Origin of the sequence: Streptomyces sp. CA-288835 (assembly GCF_050936385.1) — a bacterium.
Lineage (GTDB): Bacteria > Actinomycetota > Actinomycetes > Streptomycetales > Streptomycetaceae > Streptomyces.
In genome coordinates this window covers 7,796,721-7,822,861 of sequence record NZ_JBNJMW010000001.1, presented here as the reverse complement: position 1 = coordinate 7,822,861, position 26,141 = coordinate 7,796,721, and the positions used below count along the sequence as shown (strand labels likewise).

General features: G+C 69.4%; 22 protein-coding genes. 3 read left to right on the top strand and 19 right to left on the bottom strand.

Going from position 1 to position 26,141, the window contains the following annotated elements; translation table 11 throughout:
- Nucleotides 1-27 precede the first annotated feature (27 nt).
- Complete coding sequence (locus ACQEVY_RS35275; protein WP_432953449.1) at nt 28-1,710, top strand: alkaline phosphatase D family protein; 1,683 nt, start codon at nt 28-30, stop codon at nt 1,708-1,710.
- Nucleotides 1,711-1,740: 30 nt separating this feature from the next.
- Here ACQEVY_RS35275 and ACQEVY_RS35270 read toward each other — a convergent pair whose 3' ends face one another.
- Nucleotides 1,741-2,310 (bottom strand): dienelactone hydrolase family protein, encoded by a 570-nt coding sequence (locus ACQEVY_RS35270; RefSeq protein WP_432953447.1) that lies wholly within the window; start codon nt 2,308-2,310, stop codon nt 1,741-1,743.
- 117 nt (nt 2,311-2,427) lie between these two features.
- Between ACQEVY_RS35270 and ACQEVY_RS35265 the strand changes: the two genes are divergently transcribed.
- On the top strand, nt 2,428-3,546 hold the full coding sequence (locus ACQEVY_RS35265) for a mechanosensitive ion channel family protein (RefSeq protein WP_432953445.1): 1,119 nt from the start codon (nt 2,428-2,430) through the stop codon (nt 3,544-3,546).
- A gap of 69 nt (nt 3,547-3,615) precedes the next feature.
- On the opposite strand, the gene ACQEVY_RS35260 is transcribed toward ACQEVY_RS35265, so the two are convergent.
- The 5 genes from ACQEVY_RS35260 to ACQEVY_RS35240 form a co-directional block, all read right to left on the bottom strand.
- Nucleotides 3,616-4,356, bottom strand: coding sequence for an SDR family NAD(P)-dependent oxidoreductase (locus tag ACQEVY_RS35260; protein WP_432953444.1), 741 nt, complete (start codon nt 4,354-4,356; stop codon nt 3,616-3,618).
- A gap of 40 nt (nt 4,357-4,396) precedes the next feature.
- Nucleotides 4,397-4,864, bottom strand: coding sequence for a GNAT family N-acetyltransferase (locus tag ACQEVY_RS35255; RefSeq protein ID WP_432953443.1), 468 nt, complete (start codon nt 4,862-4,864; stop codon nt 4,397-4,399).
- The gene (locus ACQEVY_RS35250; RefSeq protein ID WP_328772287.1) at nt 4,861-5,805 is read right to left on the bottom strand and encodes an RluA family pseudouridine synthase; all 945 of its coding nucleotides are present in this window, start codon (nt 5,803-5,805) and stop codon (nt 4,861-4,863) included. The genes ACQEVY_RS35255 and ACQEVY_RS35250 overlap by 4 nt, the downstream gene beginning before the upstream one ends.
- Nucleotides 5,806-5,880: 75 nt before the next feature.
- The gene (lspA, locus tag ACQEVY_RS35245) at nt 5,881-6,570 is read right to left on the bottom strand and encodes a signal peptidase II (RefSeq protein WP_432953441.1); all 690 of its coding nucleotides are present in this window, start codon (nt 6,568-6,570) and stop codon (nt 5,881-5,883) included.
- Nucleotides 6,571-6,658: 88 nt separating this feature from the next.
- Complete coding sequence (locus ACQEVY_RS35240; RefSeq protein ID WP_432953438.1) at nt 6,659-7,891, bottom strand: TraR/DksA C4-type zinc finger protein; 1,233 nt, start codon at nt 7,889-7,891, stop codon at nt 6,659-6,661.
- 615 nt (nt 7,892-8,506) lie between these two features.
- On the opposite strand from ACQEVY_RS35240, the gene ileS reads away from it, so the two are divergent.
- A complete protein-coding gene (gene ileS / locus ACQEVY_RS35235) occupies nt 8,507-11,659 on the top strand; it encodes an isoleucine--tRNA ligase (protein ID WP_432953436.1) in 3,153 nt (1,050 codons plus the stop codon).
- A 188-nt stretch (nt 11,660-11,847) separates the two neighbouring features.
- Here ileS and ACQEVY_RS35230 read toward each other — a convergent pair whose 3' ends face one another.
- The 13 genes from ACQEVY_RS35230 to ACQEVY_RS35170 all read right to left on the bottom strand — a co-directional run bounded on the left by ACQEVY_RS35230 (nt 11,848) and on the right by ACQEVY_RS35170 (nt 25,963).
- Complete coding sequence (locus ACQEVY_RS35230; protein WP_432953434.1) at nt 11,848-13,068, bottom strand: DivIVA domain-containing protein; 1,221 nt, start codon at nt 13,066-13,068, stop codon at nt 11,848-11,850.
- Between the two features lie 55 nt (nt 13,069-13,123).
- On the bottom strand, nt 13,124-13,408 hold the full coding sequence (locus ACQEVY_RS35225; RefSeq protein WP_328772282.1) for a YggT family protein: 285 nt from the start codon (nt 13,406-13,408) through the stop codon (nt 13,124-13,126).
- A 50-nt stretch (nt 13,409-13,458) separates the two neighbouring features.
- Nucleotides 13,459-14,100 (bottom strand): cell division protein SepF, encoded by a 642-nt coding sequence (locus tag ACQEVY_RS35220; protein WP_386345910.1) that lies wholly within the window; start codon nt 14,098-14,100, stop codon nt 13,459-13,461.
- Nucleotides 14,101-14,229: 129 nt separating this feature from the next.
- Entirely contained in the window at nt 14,230-14,949 is a 720-nt protein-coding gene (locus ACQEVY_RS35215; RefSeq protein WP_432953432.1) for a YggS family pyridoxal phosphate-dependent enzyme, read from the bottom strand.
- 6 nt (nt 14,950-14,955) lie between these two features.
- Nucleotides 14,956-15,663 carry a peptidoglycan editing factor PgeF gene (gene pgeF, locus ACQEVY_RS35210; RefSeq protein ID WP_432953430.1) on the bottom strand — a complete coding sequence of 236 codons (708 nt, stop codon included), beginning with the start codon at nt 15,661-15,663 and terminating at the stop codon, nt 14,956-14,958.
- Nucleotides 15,664-15,689: 26 nt separating this feature from the next.
- Nucleotides 15,690-16,880: a cell division protein FtsZ gene (gene ftsZ / locus ACQEVY_RS35205; protein WP_328772278.1), complete on the bottom strand. Its 1,191-nt coding sequence runs from the start codon at nt 16,878-16,880 to the stop codon at nt 15,690-15,692.
- Between the two features lie 286 nt (nt 16,881-17,166).
- On the bottom strand, nt 17,167-17,973 hold the full coding sequence (locus ACQEVY_RS35200) for a cell division protein FtsQ/DivIB (protein WP_432953427.1): 807 nt from the start codon (nt 17,971-17,973) through the stop codon (nt 17,167-17,169).
- 23 nt (nt 17,974-17,996) lie between these two features.
- Nucleotides 17,997-19,085: an undecaprenyldiphospho-muramoylpentapeptide beta-N-acetylglucosaminyltransferase gene (gene murG / locus ACQEVY_RS35195; RefSeq protein WP_432953425.1), complete on the bottom strand. Its 1,089-nt coding sequence runs from the start codon at nt 19,083-19,085 to the stop codon at nt 17,997-17,999.
- Between the two features lie 6 nt (nt 19,086-19,091).
- Complete coding sequence (gene ftsW, locus ACQEVY_RS35190) at nt 19,092-20,447, bottom strand: putative lipid II flippase FtsW (RefSeq protein ID WP_432953423.1); 1,356 nt, start codon at nt 20,445-20,447, stop codon at nt 19,092-19,094.
- Between the two features lie 96 nt (nt 20,448-20,543).
- A complete protein-coding gene (gene murD, locus ACQEVY_RS35185; protein WP_432953421.1) occupies nt 20,544-21,956 on the bottom strand; it encodes a UDP-N-acetylmuramoyl-L-alanine--D-glutamate ligase in 1,413 nt (470 codons plus the stop codon).
- Entirely contained in the window at nt 21,953-23,026 is a 1,074-nt protein-coding gene (gene mraY / locus ACQEVY_RS35180) for a phospho-N-acetylmuramoyl-pentapeptide-transferase (protein ID WP_165340597.1), read from the bottom strand. The genes murD and mraY overlap by 4 nt, the downstream gene beginning before the upstream one ends.
- Nucleotides 23,023-24,441 (bottom strand): UDP-N-acetylmuramoyl-tripeptide--D-alanyl-D-alanine ligase, encoded by a 1,419-nt coding sequence (locus tag ACQEVY_RS35175; RefSeq protein ID WP_432953419.1) that lies wholly within the window; start codon nt 24,439-24,441, stop codon nt 23,023-23,025. The genes mraY and ACQEVY_RS35175 overlap by 4 nt, the downstream gene beginning before the upstream one ends.
- Before the next feature lie 4 nt (nt 24,442-24,445).
- Nucleotides 24,446-25,963, bottom strand: coding sequence for a UDP-N-acetylmuramoyl-L-alanyl-D-glutamate--2,6-diaminopimelate ligase (locus ACQEVY_RS35170; protein WP_432953417.1), 1,518 nt, complete (start codon nt 25,961-25,963; stop codon nt 24,446-24,448).
- Nucleotides 25,964-26,141: the final 178 nt, after the last annotated feature.

The window sequence follows — 26,141 nt, the reverse complement described above, 5'->3', positions numbered from 1 at the left end:
ATGTACTGATCAGTAATCTGAGCGCCTGTGACCAGTCGCATCAGATCCCACACAGACCCCAATTCTCCCAAATCCCTCAACTCACCCGCCCCGCGCCGCCGTACGGTCGTCAAGGCGGCAGCGGCGACCGCCGCGCTCGCGGGCCCTCTCGCCGCCGCGATACCCGCCCGGGCCGCCGCCGAGGCCCCTGCCTTCCTGCACGGTGTCGCCTCCGGTGACCCGCTGCCCGACGGCGTCCTGCTGTGGACCCGGGTGACGCCCACCCCGGAGGCCGTGCCCGGCTCCGGGCTCGGCCCTGACGTCGAAGTGAGCTGGACCGTCGCCCTGGACAAGGCGTTCATGAACGTCGTCGTCAAGGGCTCCACCACCGCGTCCGCCGCCGCAGACCACACCGTCAAGGCGGACATACGCGGCCTGAAGCCCGCCACGGACTACTGGTTCCGCTTCTCCAGTGGCGCCACCGACTCCCCGGCCGCCCGCACCCGCACCGCCCCCGCCACCGACGCGGCCGTGCCCGGCATGCGCTTCGGCGTGGTGTCCTGCGCCAACTGGGAGGCCGGCCACTTCTCGGCATACCGGCACCTGGCCGCGCGCGGCGACCTGGACGCCTGGCTGCATCTGGGCGACTACATCTACGAGTACGGCACAGGCGAGTACGGGACGCGCGGCACCGTCGTACGCCCGCACGCGCCCGCCCACGAGATCCTCACTCTCGCCGACTACCGCACACGGCACGGCCGTTACAAAACCGACCCCGATCTTCAGTCACTGCATCAAGCAGCCCCCGTCATCGCCATCTGGGACGACCACGAGCTCGCCAACGACGCGTGGTCGGGCGGCGCCGAGAACCACACCGAGGGCGCGGAGGGCACCTATGCGGCCCGCCAAGCGGCCGCCAAGCAGGCCTACTTCGAGTGGATGCCGGTCCGCCCGGCGGTCGAGGGCACGACCTATCGCCGGCTGCGCTTCGGCAAGCTGGCCGATCTCTCGCTGCTCGACCTGCGGTCCTTCCGTTCGCAGCAGGTCACGGTCGGCAACGGCGGAGTGGACGACCCGAACCGTACGCTCACGGGTAGGGCCCAACTCGACTGGCTCAAGGCCGGGTTGAGGGCATCCGACACCACCTGGCGACTGGTCGGCAACTCGGTGATGATCGCGCCGTTCGCGATCGGCTCGCTCTCCGCCGAGATCCTGAAACCCCTCGCCAAGCTGCTGGGCCTGCCGCAGGAGGGCCTCGCCCTCAACACCGACCAGTGGGACGGCTACACCGACGACCGCCGCGAACTGCTCGCGCATCTTCGGAACAACGCCATCCGCAACACCGTCTTCCTCACCGGCGACATCCACATGGCCTGGGCCAACGACGTGCCGGTCAACGCCGGTACGTACCCCCTGTCCCCCTCCGCCGCCACCGAGTTCGTCGTCACCTCCGTCACCTCCGACAACCTGGACGACCTGGTCAAGGTCCCCGAAGGCACCATCTCGGCCGTGGCCGCACCGGTGATCCGCGCCGCCAACCGGCATGTCCACTGGGTCGACACCGACCGGCACGGCTACGGCGTACTCGACCTCACCGCCGAGCGCGCACAGATGGACTACTACGTCCTCTCCGACCGCACGCGCGCCAACGCCACGGCGTCCTGGGCCCGTTCGTACCGCACGCGCAGCGGCACGCAGAAAGTCGAGCGGGTGCACGCACCGGTGAACTGACCCCTTCTTCTGCCCCTCCCTTCCCGTCGATCAGAGGCTGTCGAGGAAGCCGAGCGCCACCCGCCAGGTGGACTCGGCCGCCTCCTTGTCGTAGTCCGGCAGGCCGGGATCCGTGTAGAGGTGACCGGCCCCCGCGTATCTGTGAACCTCCACGTCGGCGCCCGCCCTGCCCATCCGGAGATACCAGGCGGTCAGCCAGTCGTCGGGCTCGAAAGCGTCCGGCTCGGCCACGTGCAGCTGGACCGGCAGCTCGTCCACCGACGCGTTCTCGGCGATGTCCGAGGTGCCGTGCAGCAGCAGGAGCCCTCTCGCCTTCTCGTCGCCGAGCGCCAGCGTCTGGGCGATCGCGGCGCCGAGGGAGAACCCGGCGTAGACGAGACCGCGCTCCGAGTAGGGCGCGGCGGCCAGGATCGCGCGCTTGAGCAGCTCGTCCACGCCTATCTCATCCTTGAAGGCCCTTCCCTCTTCGACGGTCTCGAAGGTCCGCCCCTCGAAGAGGTCGGGCGTCCACACCTCGTGGCCCGCCGCGCGCAGCCGGTCCGCCGCGTCGCGCACCGCGGGCCGCAGCCCATAGGTCGAGTGGAAGAGCATGATGTCCATGAGGCCATCGTGCCAGCCGGCACTGACAACGGCGCCGGACCGGAGCTGGGGCCGAAACCGGAACCGGGGCTGGGACTACATGTTCATGGCGGGCCGGAGCCGGTTACCGTCGAGGGCATGGAGAACGTACTGCGCCCGCTGATCGTCGTCGGCGGCTCCGTCGTCCTCACCCTGGTGATCGGCTGGGCCGTGGACCGGACGATGCGACGCATCGACGAAGCGCACAGCGAAACCCCGCTGTGGGGCCTGCTGCGCCGCGCCCGCATCCCCTTCCAGGTCGTGCTGCTCACGGCCTTCCTGAGAGGCTCGTACGACCAGGCGCGGATCTTCCCGTCCCAGTCCGCCGCGATCGGCCGGATCCTGACGCTGGTGCTCATCGGGTCCGCTGCCTGGCTGGTAGTACGTATCGCGGCGGCGATCGTCGAGACGTCGTACGTCCGTTACGCCTCGACCAATCGCGACCCGGCCCGGGTTCGCCGCGTGCGCACCCAGGTGTCACTGATCATGCGCGTGGTCACGGCGATCGTCGGCGTGGTGGCGATCGCCGCGATGCTGTTCACCTTCCCCGCGATGCGGGCGGCCGGGGCCTCACTGCTCGCCTCGGCCGGCATCCTCGGCATCGTCGCCGGTGTCGCCGCGCAGTCCACGCTCAGCAATCTCTTCGCCGGGCTGCAGATCGCCTTCGGCGACATGGTGCGGCTCGGCGACGTCGTGGTGGTGGACGGCGAATGGGGCACGGTCGACGAGATCACGCTGACCTTCCTGACCGTACGCACCTGGGACGAGCGCCGGATCACCATGCCGGTCTCGTACTTCACGTCCAAGCCCTTCGAGAACTGGTCCCGCGGCGGCGTCCAGATGACCGGCACGGTCTTCCTGCACGTCGACCACAGCGCGCCGCTGGAGGCGATGCGCGAGCGACTCCGCGACATCCTGCGCGAGTGCCCGGCCTGGGACGGCCGCCACTACGACCTGACCGTCACCGACTCGACTCCCACCACCATGGAGCTGCGCGCCCTGGTGACCGCCAAGGACCCCGACGACCTGTGGACGGTCCGCGTCACGGTCCGCGAACAGCTCCTCCGCTGGCTCACCGAACACCACCCCTACGCACTCCCCCGCGTCAACACAGCCGACGCGATCCTCCCTCCGGGCTCCCCCCTGCCGGACGGCTCGCTACCGCGCACGAACCGGGGCCGCTTCCACGCTCCGCCGCGAACGGAACGCGCCCCTTAGGGGCCCTTAGGGGCCTGCCTCCGGCGGTCGGGTTCGTTGTCGCCCCCTGACAGGGCGCTCCGCCGGAGGCTAATGACCGCGTTCCGCCCCGCCGTTGACCTGGATGATCTGCGCGGTGATATGCGCGGCGGCCGGTGAGGCCAGCCAGTGCAGCGTCGCGGCGACGTCACCGGGCGTTCCGGCACGACCCGTCGACGTCTCGGCGATCAACCGCTCGCGCCGCGCGTCATCCATGGTCTCGCCGAAGAACCCGGTGTCCTCGACATAGCCGGGCGCCACCACGTTCACGGTGACGCCGCGCGGCCCCAACTGCCGGGCCAGATCGAAGGCGTACGGGTGCAGCGCGGCCTTGGACGCGGCGTACGGCCCGCTGCCGGAACCGCGGTAGGCGGCGATCGAGCTGAGGAACAGCACGCGCCCGCCGGGCGACGCGAGCCGGTCCCGCAGCGCCTCGGTGAGCAGCGCCGCCGTCAGCGTGTTGAGCCGGAAGTTGAGCGTCCAGTTGTACGCGGCGATCACCAGCGGATCATCGCTGCCGACCTTCGGCTCCAGATGCCCGGCACCGCCCGCGCTGTGGACGAGTACGTCGACGGTGCCCAACTCGGCGGCCACGAAGCGCTCGACCCCGCGCACCCCTTCGACCTCGGTGAGATCAGCGGCGTACGTGAGCGCCCTGGGCACGTCCGCCTTCTCCAGCACCTCGGCCCGCCGCCCGAGCAGCAGCACCTGATCCCCGTCCGCCGCGAAGGCCCGGGCCGCCGCGAGCCCGATCCCCGTACCGCCACCGCTGATCACCACATTGCGTGCCATGAGATCGATCCTACGAAGACTCAGGCAGCCACGGCGGCAGCTACAGAGAGCGCCTCATCGCCTGATGCGGAATCCCCGCCTCAAGATATTCCGGGCCGTACGCCTCATACCCCAGCCGCTCATAGAACCCCAGCGCATGCGTCTGCGCGTGCAGATCGACCGCCGTCAGCCCACGCGCGCGTGCCGCGTCCTCGATGCCCCGGACGAGCGCAATGCCGACACCGAGCCCGCGCGCGGACTTCAGCACGGCGAGCCGCCCCAGGGAGCCGACACCCGGGTCACCACCGTTCTTGGCGGCCGCCGCCTCGCCGTACAGCAGGCGTCCCGCGCCGATCGGCACCCCGTCCTCGCGGACGGCCAGGACATGCACGGCGTCGGCGTCGTACGCGTCGTACTCCAGGTCCTCAGGGACCTGCTGCTCGCCGACGAAGACCTCCTTGCGCACCGCGAAGCAGGCCTCGCGGTCTGCGGGGTCCTCGGCCACCCGCACCGCGTACGACGCGCTCATGCGTAGGTCTCCTCCCGCACCTGGTCCAGCGCCTGCTGCAGGTCCGCGGGGTAGTCGCAGGCGAACTCGGCCCATTGCCCGTCCCCGGGGTGCTCGAAACCGAGCCGCACGGCGTGCAGCCACTGCCGGGTCAGCCCGAGCCGCTTGGCGAGGGTCGGGTCCGCGCCGTACGTCAGGTCGCCCACGCACGGATGCCGGTGGGCCGCCATGTGGACGCGGATCTGATGCGTGCGCCCGGTCTCCAGCTTGATGTCGAGCAAGGAGGCGGCGCGGAACGCCTCGATCAGGTCGTAATGCGTCACGGAGGGCTTGCCCTCGGCCGTGACCGCCCACTTGTAGTCGTGGTTCGGGTGCCGTCCGATGGGTGCGTCGATGGTGCCGCTGGTCGGGTCCGGGTGACCCTGCACCAGCGCGTGGTAGCGCTTGTCGACCGTGCGCTCCTTGAACTGGCGCTTGAGCGACGTGTACGCGTACTCCGACTTGGCCACCACCATCAGGCCCGACGTACCCACGTCCAGGCGGTGCACGATGCCCTGGCGCTCGGCGGCGCCCGAGGTCGAGATGCGGTACCCGGCAGCCGCGAGCCCGCCGATCACCGTGGGACCCGACCAGCCGGGGCTCGGGTGCGCGGCGACCCCGACGGGCTTGACGATCACCACCACGTCATCGTCGTCGTGCACGATCTCCATGCCCTCGACGGGCTCGGCGACGATCTGCACGGGCGCGGGCGCCTGCGGCATCTCGACCTCCAGCCACGCACCGCCCTGCACGCGCTCGGATTTGCCGACCGCAGTGCCGTCGACCAGCACCTTGCCTGCCGCGGCCAGCTCGGCCGCCTTCGTACGGGAGAAGCCGAACATGCGTGATATGGCGGCGTCGACGCGCTCGCCCTCCAGGCCGTCGGGCACGGGCAGGGTACGGATCTCGGGAACTGTGCTCACCCGTCGAGTATGCCGGACGAGACTGACAGCACCGCCCGCGAGGGAGCACGGGCCGGCCCTGAGGGCGGGGCGGGCTCAGTTCTTGTGGACCGTGCCGTCCGGGTCGAGGCCGCGGAACGACAGCAGCACGATCAGGATGCCGCCGCAGACGATCGCCGAGTCGGCGAGATTGAAGACGGCGAAGCCCTTGGGGGCGATGAAGTCGACGACCGCTCCCTCGAAGACGCCGGGCGAGCGGAAGATCCGGTCGGTGAGGTTGCCGAGCGCCCCGCCGAGCAGCATGCCGAGCGCGATCGCCCAGGGCAGGCTGTAGAGCTTGCGCGCGAGGCGGGCGATCACCACGATCACGGCCGTCGCGATCACCGTGAAGATCACGGTGAAGGCCTCCCCGAAGCCGAAGGCCGCGCCCGCGTTGCGGATCGCCTCGAACCTCAGCCAGTCCCCGATGATCTCGATCGGCTCATGGTGCTCCAGCTTCGCGACCACGATGATCTTGCTGATCAGGTCCAGGGCGTACGCCAGGGCGGCGACCGAGAACAGCACGGCGATCCGGCGCTTGGCCCTGGGCCGCTCGGCCTGCGCCGCCTTCTCCTCGGAACCGGAGTCGGAGTCGGATCCCGATGCCTCGTCCGGTCCCGACGGCTCCCGCGTCCCCGGGGAGTCGGACCGCTCGCCCGACGCCGCGCTCTTGTCGGTGTGCTCCGGCTCGGCCCCAGCCGCCTCCGGGATATCCGGCGTACCGATGATGCGCTCCGCCTCTGCCACGTGTGTCCCTCAACCTAGGTGCCTGACTGAGGACGAGAGTACGGCACGCCTCCAGGCACCCATGTGCCACTTCGGCGCACCGGGCCGCTCAGGAACGGCGCTCCGTCTTCTGCTTGCACTCGACGCACAGAGTGGCGCGCGGGAAGGCCTGCATACGGGCCTTGCCGATGGCATTGCCGCAGTTCTCGCACAAGCCGTACGTGCCCGCGTCCAGGCGCTCGAGGGCGCGCTCGGTCTGCTCCAGCATCTCCCGGGCGTTGGCCGCGAGCGCCATCTCGTGCTCGCGCGTGATGTTCTTGGTGCCGGTGTCCGCCTGATCGTCGCCGGCCCCGTCCCCGGAGTCGCGCATCAGGCCCGCCAGGGACTCCTCGGAGTTGATGATCTCGGCGCGCAGTCGCACCACCTCCGAGAGCAGCTCCGCACGTGCCTCCGCGACCTCTTCCGGGGTCCAGGGGTCCTCACCAGGGCGTACGGCGAGCTCGCCGGGCTCCGCCGCGGCGAGCCGCGCCTTGGGAACCGCGGTGGTCTTGCCCGCCGCCGTGGCCGTACCAGGAGTCTTCTTCGCAACCACCGTCGTGGCTCCCGTCGTCTTCGCGGCCTCGGCCGCACCCTCGGCCGCGGAGGCGACCGCTTTCTTGGCCGTACGTGTGCGCGTGACACTGCGCTTCTTACCGCCGGGCCCCTTCCCGGAGACCTCCTTACCGCCGGTCCCCTTCCCAGGGACCTCCTTACCGCCGGCCTTCCCTGCCGCAGCCTGGGCGGCCACGCCGGTGGCCTCCTTCACGGCGGTCTTCACCGCCGCCTTCTCGGCCGCCGCCTTCCTGGCCGGTGCCTTCTCGGAAGCGCCTTCCCTTGAGGCTGCCTTCTTGGTGACTGCCTCTTCGATGGCGGCCTTCTTAGTGACCCCTTTCCTGGCAGCCCCCTTCTTGGCGACCGCCTTCGAAGCCACCTCCTTCTTGGTGGCCGTTTTCTCACCGGCCGACTTCGTAGCCGCCGTCTGCCTGGCGGCCGTCTTCGTACCGGCCAGCTCTGTAGCGGTCGTGGTGCTCTTCCTGGCAGCCGTCCTCTTCGAAGCGCCGGCTCCCGAACCAGCCGTCTTCGTAGCGGCCGTCTTCTTGCTCGCGGCAGCCGTTTTCGTACCCTCCGGCTTCCCGCCACCGGCAACACCGCCGGCACGAGAGCCGACACCCGCCCCCGCAGCGGAGCGCCCCCGCGTGCTCTTCTTGCCGTTCACATCCTTGGCCGCCGCTCCGGCACCGCCCGCCGCCCCCGTGGTTCTCCTGGACGCCGACTGCGGTACGGCCGTCTTCTTCGCCACCATGGCCGCGGCCCCTTCACAAATTGTGATCTTGTTCGCGAATCGTGCTGGGACGATAAATCGACTTCTGGCCCGCGGCAACGGGGCACGCTGCCCGATTCACCCGCCTCTCAGGTGCCACGTGGCGAGCCTGCAAGCGTTGTGCCCAGCTCCCCGCCAGGTAATCCGCCGAGTCCCCTGTACCGGGACGCGAACCACGGCCCCTGGCCATTCGGGTCAGTCCGTGCGCCTCCCGCACTCCCTGTGAGCCCCTGCCCACGGGTCCCGGAAAACCGGTCGGCCGCTGTCTGTCCGGCGCCGTACACTGGGCGGAGCGAAAAGCGTGGATGGGGACGAGTAGCGACGTACGCAGCCATGAGCGACCCGGGGACGGTGCGAGCCCGGGGGCGAGCGCGACGTGAAGATCACCCCGGAGCCGCCGGAAGAACACCGCAGCCGTAGGCGGCGGCCAGTAGACCCGGCATCGCGACCCCAATGAGGGGGCTCACCGACGCACACACGGTGTCGGCGGGCCAAGGAGGGTGGTACCGCGGGAGCGCGCCGAAACCGGCGTACGGAAAGACACGGCTCTCGTCCCTCCGGACGGAAGGCAGCAAGTCCGCCGGAGGAAGCTCGCTGATGACAACGCCGATGTACCGCCAGGTGCCCGCCCAGGTCGACCTGCCCGCCCTCGAGCACGCCGTGCTCGACTTCTGGCGTGAGCAGAAGATCTTCGCCAAGAGCCTGGAGCAGTCCGAGGGGCGCCCGGAGTGGGTGTTCTACGAGGGCCCGCCCACAGCCAACGGCATGCCGGGCACCCACCACATCGAGGCCCGTGTCTTCAAGGACGTCTTCCCCCGCTTCCGCACCATGCGCGGCTACCACGTGGCGCGCAAGGCCGGCTGGGACTGCCACGGCCTGCCCGTGGAGCTGGCGGTGGAGAAGGAGCTCGGCTTCAACGGCAAGAAGGACATCGAGGCGTACGGCATCGCCGAGTTCAACGCCAAGTGCCGCGAGTCCGTGACCCGCCACACCGACGCCTTCGAAGAGCTCACGACCCGCATGGGGTACTGGACCGACCTCAGCGACCCGTACCGCACGATGGACCCGGAGTACGTCGAGTCGGTCTGGTGGTCGCTCAAGGAGATCTTCAACAAGGGCCTGCTGGTCCAGGACCACCGCGTCGCCCCCTGGTGTCCGCGCTGCGGCACGGGCCTGTCGGACCACGAGCTGGCGCAGGGCTACGAGACGGTCGTCGACCCCTCGGTGTATGTCCGTTTCCCGCTCACCTCCGGTCCGCTCGCGGGCGAGGCCGCGCTCCTGGTGTGGACGACCACCCCGTGGACCCTGGTGTCCAACACCGCGGTCGCCGCCCACGCCGAGGTCACCTACGTCGTCGCCACGAACGGCGAGGAGAAGCTCGTCGTCGCCGAGCCGCTCGTCGCCAAGGCCCTGGGCGAGGGCTGGGAGACCACCGGCCAGAGCTTCACGGGCGCCGAGATGGAGCGCTGGTGCTATCAACGACCGTTCGAGCTCGTGGAGTTCCCGGAGACCGAGGGCGGCACGCACTACGTCGTCAACGCCGAGTACGTCACGACCGAGGACGGTACGGGTCTGGTCCACCAGTCCCCCGCCTTCGGTGAGGACGACCTCAGGGTCTGCCGCGCTTACGGCCTGCCGGTGGTCAACCCGGTGCGCCCCGACGGCACCTTCGAAGAGGACGTCCCGCTCGTAGGCGGCGTCTTCTTCAAGAAGGCCGACGAAAAGCTCACCGAGGACCTCCAGCAGCGCGGTCTGCTCTTCAAGCACACCCCGTACGAGCACAGCTACCCGCACTGCTGGCGCTGCCACACCGCGCTCCTCTACTACGCGCAGCCGTCCTGGTACATCCGCACCACGGCCGTCAAGGACCGCCTCCTCCAGGAGAACGAGAAGACCAACTGGTTCCCGGAGACGGTCAAGCACGGCCGCTACGGCGACTGGCTGAACAACAACATCGACTGGGCCCTGTCCCGCAACCGCTACTGGGGCACCCCGCTGCCCGTCTGGCGCTGCGCGGAGGACCACCTCACCTGCGTGGGCTCCCGGGCGGAGCTGACCGAGCTGACCGGCACGGACCAGTCGAGCCTCGACCCGCACCGCCCGTTCATCGACGAGGTCACCTTCGCCTGCCCCCAGGACGGCTGCGGACAGACAGCCACGCGCGTGCCGGAGGTCATCGACGCCTGGTACGACTCGGGTTCGATGCCGTTCGCGCAGTGGGGCTATCCGTACAAGAACAAGGAGCTCTTCGAGCAGCGCTACCCTGCGCAGTTCATCTGCGAGGCCATCGACCAGACCCGCGGCTGGTTCTACACGCTGATGGCCGTCGGCACGCTCGTCTTCGACAAGTCTTCGTACGAGAACGTCGTCTGTCTGGGCCACATCCTCGCCGAGGACGGCCGCAAGATGTCCAAGCACCTGGGCAACCTGCTCCCGCCGATCCCGCTGATGGACGAGCACGGAGCGGACGCGGTCCGCTGGTTCATGGCGGCCGGCGGCTCCCCCTGGGCGGCCCGCCGCGTCGGCCACAACACCATCCAGGAGGTCGTCCGCAAGACGCTCCTGACGTACTGGAACACGGTCGCCTTCCAGGCCCTGTACGCCCGCACGTCGAACTGGGCGCCCAGTGCGGCGGACCCGGCCCCGGCCGACCGCCCGGTCCTGGACCGCTGGCTCCTGTCCGAACTCCACGCGCTCACCGACCAGGTGACCCAATCCCTGGAGGCGTACGACACCCAGCGCGCCGGAAAGCTCCTGTCGGCGTTCGTCGACGACCTCTCCAACTGGTATGTACGCCGCTCCCGTCGCCGCTTCTGGCAGGGCGACAAGGCGGCGCTGCGCACCCTGCACGAGGTCGTCGAGACGGTCACGCGCCTGATGGCCCCGCTGACGCCGTTCATCACCGAGCGGGTCTGGCAGGACCTGGTGGTGCCGGTGACGCCGGGCGCCCCCGAGTCCGTACACCTGTCGTCCTGGCCGGAGGCGGATCTGTCCGTCATCGACCCGGAGCTATCGAAGCAGATGGTGCTCGTACGCCGTCTTGTGGAGCTGGGCCGTGCCACGCGCGCGGAGTCGGGTGTGAAGACGCGTCAGCCGCTGTCGCGTGCGCTGGTGGCGGCGAGCGGGTTCGAGGCGCTCGACTCCGAGCTGCACGCGCAGATCACGGAGGAGCTGAACGTCTCCTCGCTGGCGTCGCTGAGCGAGGTGGGCGGTTCGCTGGTCGACACGACCGCGAAGGCCAACTTCCGTGCGCTGGGCAAGCGGTTCGGCAAGCGCGTCCAGGACGTGGCCAAGGCCGTCGCCAACGCGGACGCGGCCGCTCTGTCCCTGGCCCTGCGCGAGGGCACGGCCTCGGTCGAGGTCGACGGCGAGACCGTGACGCTCGCTCCGGACGAGGTCATCATCACGGAGACCCCGCGCGAGGGCTGGTCCGTCGCCTCGGACTCCGGCGCGACGGTCGCCCTCGATCTGGAGATCACCGAGGAGCTGCGCCAGGCGGGCCTGGCCCGTGACGCGATCCGACTGATCCAGGAGGCCCGCAAGAACAGCGGCCTCGACGTGGCCGACCGCATCGCCCTGCGCTGGACCTCCACGGACCCGAAGGTCACCGCGGCCCTGTCCGAGCACTCCGGCCTCATCTCGGACGAGGTCCTCGCCACGGACTTCGCCCAAGGCGACGCGGACGACAGTTACGGCGCCCCGTTCACGGACGAGTCGCTGCAGCTGACGTTCCGCCTCCGCAAGGAGTAAGCAGGCACAGCACGCGCGAAGGCCCGGGCCCGCCGAACTTCTTTGGCGGGCCCGGGCCTTCGGCGTTGCGTGCCCACGCACAGACGCTCGCCAGGTCAGCACAAAAGGGCGAGACAAAGGGCGAGGCCCCCGGAAATCCGGGGGCCTCGCCCTGAACGCTGCCGACGCCTAAGGCGTATAAGAGGCCGTCAGTTGTCGTCCTCGTCGATCAGGAACCCACGCATCGGCGAGGGAGCCTGGCCCATCGGCGACGGGCCCTGCGGGCGTACCGGCGCCATCGGCTGGGTCATGGCCGGGGACATCTGCTGCTGGCCGCCGTAAGACGGAGCAGCGGGGGCCGGGCCACCGCCCATCGACTGGTTGCCGCCGTAGGACGGCGCGCTCGCACCGGCCGGCGCCATGGAGGGCGACGACGACGGCAGCGAGGCGGTCGCGGGCTGACGCGGCGGAGCCAGCGAGTCGTCCGCCTGGGTCTCCAGCTGACGCAGCTGGGACTCGAGGTAGGACTTGAGCCGCGTACGGTACTCGCGCTCGAAGCCGCGCAGGTCCTCGACCTTGCGCTCCAGCGTGGCGCGAGCGGACTCCAGGGAGCCCATCGCTACGCGGTGCTTCTCCTGCGCGTCCCGCTCCAGGGCGTCCGCCTTGGCACGAGCGTCCCGCTCCAGACCCTCGGCACGGCTGCGCGCCTCACCGACGATCTTGTTGGCCTCGGAACGCGCCTCGGCGATCGCCTGGTCGGCGGTCTGCTGAGCAAGCGAGAGCACGCGGGCCGCGCTGTCGCCACCGGGACCGCCCTGGCCGCCCATCTGCTGCGGAGGACCGCCCATCGGGCCACCCATGGGACCGCCCATCGGGCCACCCATCTGCTGCGGCAACTGCCCCTGCATCGGGCCGGGCCCCTGGCCCATCTGACCCTGGCCCATCTGACCCTGGCCCATCTGACCCTGACCCATCGGACCCTGGCCCATCTGGCCGGGGCCACCGGGCCCCTGCTGACCGCCCTGTCCGCCGGGGCCGGCGGGCAGCTGCGGTGCACCGCTCGGCAGCGCGGGCGGACCACCCATGGGGCCACCCATCTGCTGCTGCGGCGGGCCCGATATGCCGGCGGGTACGGGACCACCCGGACCGCCTCGCATGCCCTCCGGACCACCGCGCATACCCTGCGGCGGCCCCTGTTGCCCCTGATCCTGGGGTTCAGGCGGCTTGCGCATGCCCTGCTGCTGGTTCTGCGCGGCGGCACGCGTGGCAGCGGCCAGCTTGGCGCGCAGGTCCTCGTTCTCGCGGAGCAGGCGGGTCAGTTCGGCTTCGACCTCATCGAGGAAGGCATCGACCTCGTCCTCGTCATAGCCTTCTCGGAGGCGGACGGTCGTGAACTGCTTGTTCCGCACGTCCTCGGGGGTCAACGGCATCTCTTCACCTCAACGTAGTCGTCGGCATCGTCGGCGTTCGGCAAGACCGTATCGTTCACAGCCGGATCACAATGGAGATCAGGATGTAGACGATGATCATCAGTACGAAGAAGGACAGGTCGAGCGCCACGCCCCCGAGACGCAGCGGCGGGATGAACCGCCGCAGAAGCTTGAGCGGTGGATCCGTGACAGTGTAGGTGGCCTCGAGAATGACCACCATCGGCTTGCCGGGTTGCCATGAGCGGGCGAACTGGAAGACGTAGTCCATGACAAGCCGGAAGATCAGCACGATGAGGAAACACATCAGCGCGATGTAGACAACATCCAAGACCACGCTCATGATCCGCGCTTCCCTCTCCCCTGTTTCCGTGCTCTGTCCGGTCCTACGTATCAGCTCTGGTTGAAGAACCCGCCCTCTGCGATGCGAGCCTTGTCCTCCGCCGTGACATCGACGTTAGCAGGCGACAACAGGAACACCTTCTGCGTCACCCTCTCGATACTCCCATGAAGACCAAACACCAAACCGGCGGCGAAGTCGACAAGTCGCTTGGCATCGGTGTCATCCATCTCGGTCAAGTTCATGATCACCGGGGTGCCTTCACGGAAGTGTTCCCCGATGGTACGGGCCTCGTTGTAGGTCCGAGGGTGCAGTGTGGTGATCCGGTACGGCTCTCGTTCCGACACGACCTTGGGCATGATCACCGGTGCGTTCTTCTCCAGGCTCTGACGTTCTTGTGTGATGGATGCCACGGGGGCGATTCGCGCCGGACGTCCGGATTCCGCCGATAGCGAAGCGGAATGTGACACGGGATCACGCTGAACCGGAGGCTGCACGACTCGTACGGATTCGTCCCGTTGGGACTGATGCGACTGGTGCGACTGATGCGGCGGCTCGTGCCGCCGGCGGTCGCGCTCGGGCTCCGGATCAAGCTCGGGCTCGAAGTCATCGTCGGGGTCGAAGCCCCTGCCGTCGTACCCATCGTCCTCCACGAGGCCGAGGTAGACCGCCATCTTGCGCATCGCGCCGGCCATTGCTCTGAGTCCTCCGCTCTGTGGTGGATCGGCTGACTATTGCCAAGCGCCCGCGATCCACGAGGTCGTTATGCCCGCTTTCGGCGGTAATGACCATATTTTCTGCTGTGGTCCGACTTCTTGGCGACGTTACCCGAGCCCGGGACGGACTCCGAGTACCGCGGTGCCGACGCGTACATGTGTCGCTCCGGCCGCCACGGCCTGTTCGAGGTCCGAACTCATCCCTGCCGAGACCATGTTCGCAGCCGGATGAGCCCTGCGCAGGTCAGTCGACAAATCCATCAACCGCTCGAACGCCGCCTGTTCACGCCCCGCGTACGGTCCGGTGAGCGGAGCGACGGTCATCAGTCCGTCAAGTCGCAACCCCGGAGCCCCCGCCACAAGTTCGCCCAACTCCTCGACTCCGTCGGGCCCGACGCCCCCGCGGGCCCCCCGCCCGCTCTCGTCCGCGTCGAGCGCGACCTGGATGAGACAGCCCACCTCGCGTCCGGTACGTACGGCTTCCTTCGACAGAGCCGTGACGAGCCTGGCCCGGTCGACCGACTGCACAATTCCCGCATAACCGACCACGGAACGCACCTTGTTGGTCTGCAACTGACCGACAAAGTGCCAGGTGAGAGGAAGATCTGAGCACTCGGCGGCCTTGGGTGCCGCGTCCTGGTCCCGGTTCTCGGCGACGTGACGCACACCGAGTTCCGACAGGATCCGCACATCGCTCGCGGGATAGGTCTTGGTGACCACGATGAGGGTCACCTCTTCGCGCTTGCGGCCCGCAGCCACACATGCCGCCGTGATGCGTTCCTCAACGTGCGTGAGATTTCTGGCGATTTGCGCCTTACGGTCCGTCATGCCCCATCAGTCCAGCCACACATAGCCCGCGAGCCGACCGGTGGTGCGATCGCGGCGGTACGAGAAGTGGTCGCCCGATTCGAGCGTGCACACCGGCGACTTCTCCCGGTCGCGCACCCCGAGCCGCTCCAGCTGTGCGTGCACTCCGGCGGTCACGTCGACGGCCGGGGTGCCCCAGCTGGTCTCGGCGTACGCCGCCGGCTCGACGGCGGCGACCTCGGCGCGCATCGCGTCGGGCACTTCGTAGCAACGACCGCAGACGGCGGGACCGGTGCGGGCGACGATCCGGCCCGGCTCCGCGCCGAGTTCGACCATCGCCGCGACGGCGGCGGGCACGACTCCGGCGACCATGCCGGGCCGTCCCGCGTGAGCGGCGGCGACGACTCCGGCGACGGGGTCGGCGAGCAGGACGGGCGTGCAGTCTGCGGTGAGGACGGCGAGGGCGAGGCCGCGGCAAGCGGTGACGACGGCGTCGACCTCCGGCACGGGACGGTCCCCCCAGGGTTCGTCGACCACGGCCACGTCCCGCCCGTGCACCTGGTTCATCCAGACGACCCGGGCAGGGTCGAGGCCGAGCGACTTGGCGGCCAGTTCGCGATTGGTGCGTACGGCGTCGGGGCCGTCGCCGACCGCTCCGCCGAGGTTGAGCTCCTCGTACGGAACGGCGCTCACCCCGCCCCACCGGTCGGTGAAGGCGAAATGCGCGCCGCTCACTGTGCTCGATTCGGAGCGATGTCCTATCACTTGAGGAAGTCCGGCACGTCCAGTTCCTCGGCCGCGCTGTCGGAGTAGGTCCGCGACGGCGGGACCGGCGGGGCGACCGGCAGTTCGTTCACCGGCTCGGGGGCGGGCTCCGGGGTCTCCTCGCGCGGCGTGACACTGCCGAGCGAGCCGAAGGACGGGCGGCTCTCGGAGGGTCGTGCCGACGTGGACTCCTCGCGCTTGGCGGAGGAGCCGAGGACGTTGTCCCGCTTGGACGGAGGCTGTCCGCCGTCGAAGCCGGCCGCGATGACGGTGACCCGGACCTCGTCGCCCAGCGCGTCGTCGATCACCGCACCGAAGATGATGTTGGCCTCGGGGTGCGCGGCTTCGCTCACCAGCTGGGCGGCCTCGTTGATCTCGAACAGGCCGAGGTCGGAGCCGCCGGAGATGGAGAGCAGTACGCCACGGGCGCCGTCGATGGAGGCTTCCAGGAGCGGCGAGGAGATCGCCATCTCGGCGGCGGCCACCGCGCGGTCGTCGCCGCGGGCGGAGCCGATACCCATGAGCGCCGAACCGGCTTCGGACATCACGGACTTGACGTCGGCGAAGTCGAGGTTGATGAGGCCGGGGGTGGTGATGAGGTCGGTGATGCCCTGGACACCGGAGAGCAGCACCTGGTCGGCGGACTTGAAGGCGTCGAGCACGCTGACCTGGCGGTCCGAGATGGACAGCAGCCGGTCGTTCGGAATGACGATGAGGGTGTCGACCTCTTCGCGGAGCTCGGCGATGCCGTCCTCGGCCTGGTTGGCGCGGCGCCGGCCCTCGAAGGTGAACGGGCGCGTGACCACGCCGATGGTGAGGGCGCCGAGGGAACGGGCGATGTTGGCCACGACGGGTGCGCCGCCGGTGCCGGTGCCGCCACCTTCACCGGCCGTCACGAAGACCATGTCGGCCCCCTTGAGGACCTCCTCGATCTCCTCGCGGTGATCCTCGGCGGCCTTGCGGCCGACGGCCGGGTTGGCTCCGGCGCCGAGTCCGCGGGTGAGTTCACGGCCGACGTCGAGCTTGACGTCGGCGTCGCTCATCAACAGGGCTTGCGCGTCGGTGTTGATGGCGATGAACTCGACGCCCTTGAGACCGACCTCGATCATCCGGTTGATGGCATTGACACCACCGCCGCCGACACCGATGACTTTGATGACTGCGAGGTAGTTCTGCGGTGCTGCCACGTCGAAGGCCTCTCGCCTCGAGTTACGTGTCGCCGCCTCGCGGTTGCCCGCGATCCGACGACTGATGCCGAATGGGACGGTCCGAACGCCGACCCGAACCCTAACGCTGAAGTTTAGGGTTACCAGTGTGTCCGTTGCTGGTTTTCGTCTGACCCTTCCGAACAGGACACTAAGTCGACAAGTGGCGCGCGTTCAACGAACACGCCGAACCTCCCGTTTTTCTTTTCACCCTATGTGATCAGCCGTAGCACTGCCCAACCAGGGTGCTGGCCTGCGCGTATGTGCGTCAACTCCCTGATGACGCAGGGGCGGTGGGAACGCTGACATCGAAGTGCCTTGCGTCGGATGCGGCTTTCAACAGAGCGGTCAGCGTTCTCGCCTTGGCGCGACCCTTCTCGGCACTGCCCCACGCGACGGTCCGGTTTCCGCTCAACTCCAGCGAGATGGAGTCGTACGAACGGACCTTGACGGTACGGGTCTCACGCGCGACGACGGCCGGGAGGGCACCCGCGACGCGCACCGCCTCGCGCACGAGCCGGCTGGTTCCGAAGCGTCGAAGGCTCGCGGACTGCGAGGTTCCGGAGGAGGACTGAGGCACCGTCAATTTCAGTTCCGGCACGCCCTTCGGAGCGCGTGGAACCGTCGCATATCGCACCCCCTTGGCGTCCACTTCTACGAAGCTTCCACCCTTTTTCACCATCAGAACCGGAGTGCGTTCTTTCACTTTCAGCCCGATTTCGTCGGGCCAGGAACGGATGACATCAACCGAGTCAATTCGGGGCAATTTTCGACGCAGTCTTGCCTCAATCGCCTCGGTGTCGATGGAAATCAACGGCGACCCGACCGGTACGTCCGCCGCCTCGAGCACCTGCTCGTTCGTCAGGACCCGCATCCCGGAAGCCGATACGCGCTCCGCACGCAGCCACGACGAGCCGTAGAGCACCCAGACGCCGCCCACGGCGAGGAGTGCGACGCAGACGAGCAGCACGAGGAGCGTACGGGGCCGGGGCAGCCTCCGGAGGCGGGGCGGCCGGGGTGGGCCGGACCGAAGTCTCTCGCGGTCGCCGCGCTCTGCGGTCGTCGGTCCGGCCACGCTCTCCTGCCTTCTGTCACGCGCTAACGGCGTGACGCGATCGCCTCGTACACCATCCCGACGAGCAGTTCGTCGGCGTCCCGGCGGCCGAACTCGGCGGCGGCGCGGGACATCTCGAACAGCCGGTGCGGATCCGCGAGCACGGGCAGGACGTTGGACTGGACCCACTGGGGCGTCAGTTCCGCGTCGTCGACGAGGAGTCCGCCACCGGCCTTGACCACCGGCTGGGCGTTCAGCCGCTGTTCGCCGTTGCCGATCGGCAGCGGGACGAAGGCGGCGGGCAGTCCGACGGCGGCGAGTTCGGCGACGGTCATCGCGCCCGCCCTGCAGAGCATCATGTCGGCCGCGGCGTACGCGAGATCCATCCGGTCCACGTACGGTACCGGGATATACGGGGGCATCCCCGGCATCTGCTGGACCTGCGGCAGTTCGTTCTTGGGGCCGACCGCGTGCAGGACCTGGATGCCGGCCTGCTGGAGGTACGGGGCGACCTGCTGGACCACCTCGTTGAGGCGGCGGGCGCCCTGCGAGCCGCCGGAGACCAGCAGGGTCGGCAGGTTCGGGTCGAGCCCGAAGGCGGCGCGGGCCTCGGGGCGCATGGCGGCACGGTCGAGGGTCGAGATGGAGCGGCGCAGCGGGATGCCGATGTAGCGGGCGCCGCGGAGCTTGCTGTCCGGGGTCGAGACGGCGACCTGGGCGGCGTACCGCGAACCGATCTTGTTGGCCAGTCCAGGCCGCGCGTTGGCCTCGTGGATGACGATCGGGACGCCGAGGCGCTTGGCCGCGAGGTAGCCGGGCAGAGCGACATAGCCGCCGAAGCCGACGACGGCGTCGGCCTTGGTGCGCTCCAGGATCTGCTCGGCCGCCTTGATCGTGCCGCGCAGCCGCCCGGGGACGGTGATCAGCTCGGGGGTGGGTTTGCGGGGCAGCGGGACGGCGGGGATCAGCGCGAGTTCATAGCCCCGCTCGGGTACGAGCCGGGTCTCGAGTCCGCGCTCCGTGCCCAGGGCCGTGATGCCCACGGTCGGGTCCTGCCTGCGCAGGGCGTCCGCGAGGGCGAGCGCGGGCTCGATGTGGCCGGCGGTCCCTCCACCGGCGAGTACGACATGCACCGAAATTCACCGCTCTCCGGACGAACGCGCCGAGGCGCGCCGTCGCATCGTGTTCCAGCTCCGAGGTCTCCGAGTGTTTCCGGAACCTCCAGCCCGCTTTCTACCAAAGCGTGGTTGTCGCATCGCAAGCGCCATCCGCGCAGCGGGATCCTCCCGCGCGAAGGCGATCAGGAGCCCGATGGCGAACATGGTCGGCAGCAAAGCGGAACCCCCGTAGGAGAACAGCGGGAGCGGGACTCCGGCGATCGGCAGCAGACCGAGCACCGCACCGATGTTGATCACGGCCTGGGCCGTGATCCAGGTGGTCACGCCTCCCGCGGCGTACCTCACGAAGGGGTCCTCCGTGCGTCCGGCCACGCGGATACCCGCATAGCCTAGAGCCGCGAAGAGGGCGAGTACCGACAGCGTCCCCGCCAGGCCCAGTTCCTCCCCGGTGATGGCGAAGATGAAGTCCGTGTGTGCTTCCGGGAGTTGGCCCCATTTCTCCACGCTCGCACCGAGGCCGGAACCGAAAATTCCGCCGGAGGCGAGAGCGTAGATTCCGTGCACGGCCTGCCAGCAGGTGTCGTTCGGTCCGGGCTCGGTGGCGCCGATGCAGCCCAGCCGCGCCATACGGTTCGGGCTGGTCGTGATCAGCATCAGGCCGAGCGTCCCGGCGATGGCCAGTACGCCCGCGAAGAGCCGCGTCGGGGCTCCGGCCAGCCAGAGCAGGCCGAACAGGATCGCGGTGAGGATGATCGCCGTGCCCATGTCGCCGCCGAGCATGATCAGTCCGAGCAGCATGAAGGCCGCCGGCACGAGCGGCACCAGCATGTGCTTCCACTGGGTCAGCAGCCGCTTGTCCTGTTTGCGGGCGAGCAGATCGGCGCCCCACAGCACGAGCGCGAGCTTGCCGAACTCGCTGGGCTGGAGCTGGAACGGGCCGCCGACGGAGATCCAGTTCTGGTTGCCGTTCACCGCGACCCCTATCCCCGGGATCTGCACCAGGACCATCAGGAAGACGGAACCCAGGAGCATCGGATACGCCAGCGCGCGGTGCAGCTTGGACGGCATCCGTGAGGCGATCAGCAGCAGGATCGTGCCCAGCACGGCGGCCAGGAACTGCTTCCGGAAGAAGTACGTTCCCGGCAGCGACAGTTGCAGTGCCTTGATCTGGGAGGCCGAGTACACCATCACGATCCCCAGGACGGTGATCAGCATGCTGCTGCCGAGGATCAGGTAGTACGCGGTCAGCGGCCGGTCCCAGGCACGGCGTGCACGCGTGTAGAGGCGGCGTACGGGGTTGTCGCTCGGCGGAGGGGCGACGGCGGGGCGCGCGGTGGCGCGCGGCGCGGCGGGACGGCCGGTGCGGTTACTCGGCATCGGCACCGCCCAGCGGCCCACGATGCACCGGCCACGATGGCGTCACGCGTCCCTCCCAGAGGTACCGGGGCGCCTCCCGGTGCGGCAGCAGCCGAGTCAGGCGCTCGCGGCGCCGAGTTCGCGGACGGCCTCCGCGAACATGTCGCCGCGCTGGTTGTAGTTGGTGAACATGTCCATGGAGGCACAGGCGGGAGCCATGAGCACCGTGTCTCCCGCGCGGGCGAGCCGCGTCGCCTCCTGGACGGCCTCGAACATCGCCCCAGTGTCGGTCCGGTCGAGGTCGACGACCGGTACTTCGGGCGCGTGTCGCGCCAGCGCCTGCCGGATCAGGGCCCGGTCGGCACCGAACAGGACGACGCCCCGGAGTCGCTTTGCCGACTTGGCGACCAGCTCGTCGAAGGTCGCGCCCTTGGCGAGCCCTCCGGCGATCCACACGATCGACTCGTACGCCGCCAAAGAGGCTTCCGCGGCATGGGTGTTGGTGGCCTTGGAGTCGTCGATGTAGGCGACCCCGCCGACGTCGGCGATGTGCTGGATGCGGTGCGCGTCCGGACGGAAGGCCCGCAGTCCGTCTCGTACGGCCGCTGCGGGCACTCCGTAGGCGCGCGCGAGGGCCGCCGCCGCAAGGGCGTTGGCGATGTTGTGCGGGGCGGGCGGCTGGACGTCGCCGACCTCCGCGAGTTCCTGGGCCTGCTTGTGCCGGTCCTCGACGAAGGCGCGGTCGACCAGAAGGCCCTCCACGACGCCGAGTTGGGACGGTCCGGGCGTGCCCAGTGTGAAGCCGATCGCCCGGCAGCCCTCCTCGACGTCCGCCGCGCGCACCAGGTCCTCGGTGGCCTTGTCCGCGACGTTGTAGACGCAGGCGACCCGATTGCCCTCGTAGATACGGCCCTTGTCGGCGGCGTACGCCTCCATGGAGCCGTGCCAGTCGAGGTGGTCGGGCGCGAGGTTGAGCACGACGGCGGAGTGAGCGCGCAGGGAGGGCGCCCAGTGCAGCTGGTAGCTGGAGAGTTCGACGGCTAGGACGTCGTACGGCTCCTCGCCCAGCACGATGTCGATGATCGGTGTGCCGATGTTGCCGACGGCGGCCGTGCGCAGGCCCGCGGCGCTGAGGATCGACGCGAGCATCTGCGTGGTGGTGGTCTTGCCGTTGGTGCCCGTGACGGCGAGCCAGGGCGCCGCGTCCGGGCCGCGCAGCAGCCAGGCGATCTCCACGTCGCCGACCACGTCCACGCCCGCCTTCTCCGCCGCGGCGAAGAGCGGTGAGGTGGGCTTCCAGCCCGGCGAGGTGACCACGAGGTCGGTGGCCTCGGGAAGGTTCTCGGCGTCCCCGAGACGTACCGAAATGCCCTCTGCCTCAAGGGAGTCGGCCCGCTCCCGTAGTGCCGGGGAGGCTCCCCCGTCGACGACCGTGACGGACGCGCCGAGGCCGGCCAGGGCGCGGGCGGCGCTGATGCCGCTCACGCCGAGGCCGGCGACGGTGATGTTCCGGCCCTGCCAAGTGGTCACTTGTCGGCTGCCCACCCTGCGTAGAAGAGACCCAGACCCACGATCACGCACATGCCCTGGATGATCCAGAAGCGGACCACGACAAGGACTTCGGACCACCCCTTGAGTTCGAAGTGGTGCTGGAGGGGTGCCATGCGGAAGACGCGCTTCCCGGTCAGCCGGAAGGAGCCGACCTGGATGACGACCGACATGGTGATCAGGACGAAAAGACCGCCGAGCAGCGCGAGCAGCAGCTCGGTACGGGAGCAGATGGCGAGTCCGGCGAGCGCGCCGCCGAGCGCCAGCGAGCCGGTGTCGCCCATGAAGATCTTGGCGGGCGAGGTGTTCCACCACAGGAAGCCGAAGCAGGCGCCCATCAGTGCGGAGGCGACGACCGCGAGGTCGAGTGGATCGCGTACTTCGAAACAGGCGGTCGGGTTGGTCAGCGTGTCCCCGTTGGCGCAGGACTCCTGGAACTGCCAGACGCCGATGAACGTATAGGCGCCGAAGACCATGACGGAGGCGCCGGTGGCGAGGCCGTCCAGGCCGTCGGTGAGGTTCACGCCGTTCGACATGGCGAGGATCATGAACAGCGCCCAGACCACGAACAGCACAGGGCCGATGGTCCAGCCGAAGTCCTGCACGAAGGAGAGCTTCGTGGAGGCCGGCGTCTGGCCCCGGCTGTCCGCGAACTGCAGCGAGAGCACGGCGAAGCTGATGCCGACGATCAGCTGGCCGGCCATCTTGGCCTTGGCGCGCAGACCGAGCGACCTCCGCTTGACGATCTTGATGTAGTCGTCGAGGAAGCCGACCAGGCCCATGCCGCCCATCAGCCCGAGCACCAGCACACCGGAGAACGTCGGCGGCTTGCCGGTGATCACCTTGCTGAGGAAGTACGCGATGATCGTGGCCAGGATGAAGGCGATGCCGCCCATGGTCGGCGTACCGCGCTTGGCGTGGTGCTCGCGCGGGCCGTCGTCGCGGATGTACTGGCCGTAGCCCTTGCGGGCGAGGAGTTTGATCAGCAGCGGGGTGCCCACGAGAGTCAGGAACAGACCGATGACTCCCGAGAACAGGATCTGGTTCATCATCGGGCGGCGACCTCACCCTCGGCACCCTCGAGCAGTGCCTGGGCCACCCACTCGAGCCCCACCGATCTGGATGCCTTCACGAGCACGACGTCCCCCGGGCGCAGCTCATTGCGCAACAGGTCGACAGCCGCCTGTGCGTCGGACACGTGCACCGACTCCTCACCCCACGAACCCTCGTTATATGCGCCCAGTTGGAGCCAGGACGCTTCCCTGCCCCCGACCGCGACGAGCTTGCTGACGTTGAGCCGGACGGCGAGCCGTCCGACCGCGTCGTGCTCGGCGAGCGCCTCGTCCCCGAGCTCGGCCATCTTGCCGAGCACCGCCCAGGTCCGGCCCCCCCTTGCCCGTGAGGCTCCGCCCATGGCAGCCAGCGCGCGCAGAGCCGCCCGCATGGATTCGGGGTTCGCGTTGTAGGCGTCGTTGACGACCGTCACGCCGTCCGGGCGCTCGGTGACCTCCATCCGCCAGCGGGAGAGGGAGCCCGCCTCGGAGAGCGCGACGGCGATCTCGTCTGCGGACATGCCCAACTCATGGGCGACGGCGGCCGCGGCGAGCGCGTTCGACACGTGGTGCTCACCGTACAGGCGCATGGTCACATCACTCGCACCGGAGGGTGTGTGAAGCCTGAACGCGGGCTGCCCGCTCTCCGTGAGCCGCACGTTCTCGGCCCGTACGTCCGCTTCGCCGGACTCTCCGAAGAGGATCACGCGGGCCTTCGTACGGGATGCCATGGCGCGTACGAGGGGATCGTCGGCGTTGAGAATCGCGGCGCCCTCTTCGGGGAGCGCCTCCACCAGCTCGCCCTTGGCCTGGGCGATCTGCTCGCGTCCGCCGAACTCGCCGATGTGGGCGGTGCCGACGTTCAGGACGAGGCCGATCTTCGGCGGGGTCAGTCCCGCGAGGTAGCGGATGTGGCCGATACCGCGGGCGCCCATCTCCAGGACGAGGAACTTCGTCTCATCAGTGGCGCTGAGCGCGGTGAGGGGCAGCCCGATCTCGTTGTTGAGCGAGCCCGGTGTGAACACGGTCGGGGCCTTGCGCCGGAGTACCTGCGCGATCAGGTCCTTGGTGCTGGTCTTGCCGGCAGAGCCGGTGAGGGCCACAAGGGTCGCGCCGAGTCGTTCGACGACATGGCGGGCGAGGGCTCCGAGGGCGGCCTGGACGTCGTCCACGACGATCGCGGGCACGCCGACGGGCCGGGACGCCAGTACGGCGGTGGCGCCCCCCTGGACGACCTGTGCGGCGAAGTCGTGTCCGTCCACGCGCTCGCCCACGAAGGCGACGAACAGGCTGCCTGGCTCCACCTCTCGGGAGTCCCTGACGACCGGTCCGGTGATCTGGACCGACGGATCCGGTATGTCGTACGTCTGCCCGCCGACGACTGAGGCGATCTCGGCGAGAGAGAGGGCGATCACAAGTTCATCCCTGGGTCTTCTGGATAGCTTCGCGAAGCACCTGGCGGTCGTCGAAGGGACGGACCACCCCGGCGATGTCCTGGCCCTGCTCGTGGCCCTTGCCCGCGACCAGCACGGTGTCGCCGGGTTCGGCGCGGGCGACGGCCGCGGCGATCGCGGCGGCCCGGTCCTCGAAGACCGCGACCTCGCCGCGCTCGTGCGCCGGTACATCGGCGGCGCCCGCGAGCATGGTGGCGAGGATCGCGAGGGGGTCCTCGGAGCGGGGGTTGTCCGACGTCAGTACGGCGGTGTCGGCGAGGCGGGCCGCGGCGGCGCCCATCGGCATCCGCTTGGACTTGTCGCGGTCTCCGCCGCAGCCGAGCACGATGTGGATCTTGCCCTCGGTGACCTTGCGCAGGGCGCGCAGCACGGATTCCACGGCGTCCGTCTTGTGCGCGTAGTCGACGACCGCGAGGTACGGCTGACCGGCGTCCACGCGTTCCAGACGGCCCGGCACACCCGGTACGGCCGCGATGCCGTCGGCCGCGGTCTGGGCGTCGAGCCCGGCGGCGGCCAGGGCGACGATCGCGGCAAGCGTGTTGGCGACGTTGAAGGGGCCCGCGAGCGGCGACTTGGCGCTGATCCGCTCCCCCTTGGGGCCGATCGCGACGAACGTCGAGTCCAGCGGACCCACCTCGACGTCCTCGGCGCGCCAGTCGGCGTCCGGGTGCCCCTCGGCGGAAAACGTCATCACAGGGACGGTGGCTTCCTTGACGAGCCTCCGTCCGTACTCGTCATCGAAGTTGACCACGCCGAAACGGCTGCGTTTCGGCGTGAACAGCTGCGCCTTGGCCCCGAAGTAGTCCTCCATGTCGGAGTGGAACTCCATGTGCTCCGGGCTGAGGTTGGTGAAGACGGCGATGTCGAAGACGCAGCCGTCGACCCGGCCGAGGACCAGTGCGTGGCTGGAGACCTCCATGGCGACCGCGTCCACGCCGCGCTCACGCATCACCGCGAACAGCGCCTGGAGGTCGGTGGCCTCGGGAGTCGTCCGCTCCGACTTGATGCGCTCGTCGCCGATACGCGTCTCGACGGTGCCGATGAGTCCGGTGCTGCGGACCGTCTTGAGGCCGCCCTCGATGAGGTACGCCGTTGTGGTCTTGCCGGAGGTGCCCGTGATGCCGATCTGGAGGAGATCGCGGCCGGGGTGGCCGTAGATCGTGGCCGCCAGTTCGCCCATCCGTCCGCGCGGATTGTCGACGACGAGGACCGGCAGGCCGGTCGCGGCGGCGCGTTCGGCGCCGGTCGGGTCTGTGAGGACCGCCGCCGCGCCCAGGCCTGCGGCCTGTGTCACGAAGTCGGCGCCGTGCAGCCGGGCGCCGGGCAGCGCGGCGTAGAGGTCGCCCGGGCGTACGGCCCGGGAGTCGTGGGTGATGCCCGTGACCTCGGCCGCAGCGGGGGCGGTGACACCCAGCTGATCGGCGAGGTCCGCCAGGTCCGTGGCGGAGACCTGAACCGGTCGCGGCGGCCCCGGAAATGTCACAGGAACGCCCTTCTGGGTGGTTTGGGACTGATCAGCGTGTGGCACGGCGGTGAGCGTACCGGGCGCGCCCCCGGCACGGCGAAGCGAGGGGCCGGGCTCCGGATGTTTCCCCGGGTCAGAAGTGATCGTTGTCACGAATTGCCACCTGCTCGTGTTCCGGGTGACCGGACATGTCCGG

Bases quoted from the DNA above. Each gene is read 5' to 3' on its own strand.
- ACQEVY_RS35240 (WP_432953438.1), bottom strand. From the start codon at position 7,891: ATGGTGGCGAAGAAGACGGCCGTACCGCAGTCGGCGTCCAGGAGAACC.
- ACQEVY_RS35215 (WP_432953432.1), bottom strand. From the start codon at position 14,949: ATGACGGACCGTAAGGCGCAAATCGCCAGAAATCTCACGCACGTTGAG.
- ACQEVY_RS35225 (WP_328772282.1), bottom strand. From the start codon at position 13,408: ATGAGCGTGGTCTTGGATGTTGTCTACATCGCGCTGATGTGTTTCCTC.
- ACQEVY_RS35255 (WP_432953443.1), bottom strand. From the start codon at position 4,864: ATGAGCGCGTCGTACGCGGTGCGGGTGGCCGAGGACCCCGCAGACCGC.
- ACQEVY_RS35260 (WP_432953444.1), bottom strand. From the start codon at position 4,356: ATGGCACGCAATGTGGTGATCAGCGGTGGCGGTACGGGGATCGGGCTC.
- ftsW (WP_432953423.1), bottom strand. From the start codon at position 20,447: ATGCCGAGTAACCGCACCGGCCGTCCCGCCGCGCCGCGCGCCACCGCG.
- ACQEVY_RS35265 (WP_432953445.1), top strand. From the start codon at position 2,428: ATGGAGAACGTACTGCGCCCGCTGATCGTCGTCGGCGGCTCCGTCGTC.
- ACQEVY_RS35230 (WP_432953434.1), bottom strand. From the start codon at position 13,068: ATGCCGTTGACCCCCGAGGACGTGCGGAACAAGCAGTTCACGACCGTC.
- ACQEVY_RS35220 (WP_386345910.1), bottom strand. From the start codon at position 14,100: ATGGCCGGCGCGATGCGCAAGATGGCGGTCTACCTCGGCCTCGTGGAG.
- ileS (WP_432953436.1), top strand. From the start codon at position 8,507: ATGACAACGCCGATGTACCGCCAGGTGCCCGCCCAGGTCGACCTGCCC.
- ACQEVY_RS35270 (WP_432953447.1), bottom strand. From the start codon at position 2,310: ATGGACATCATGCTCTTCCACTCGACCTATGGGCTGCGGCCCGCGGTG.
- mraY (WP_165340597.1), bottom strand. From the start codon at position 23,026: ATGATGAACCAGATCCTGTTCTCGGGAGTCATCGGTCTGTTCCTGACT.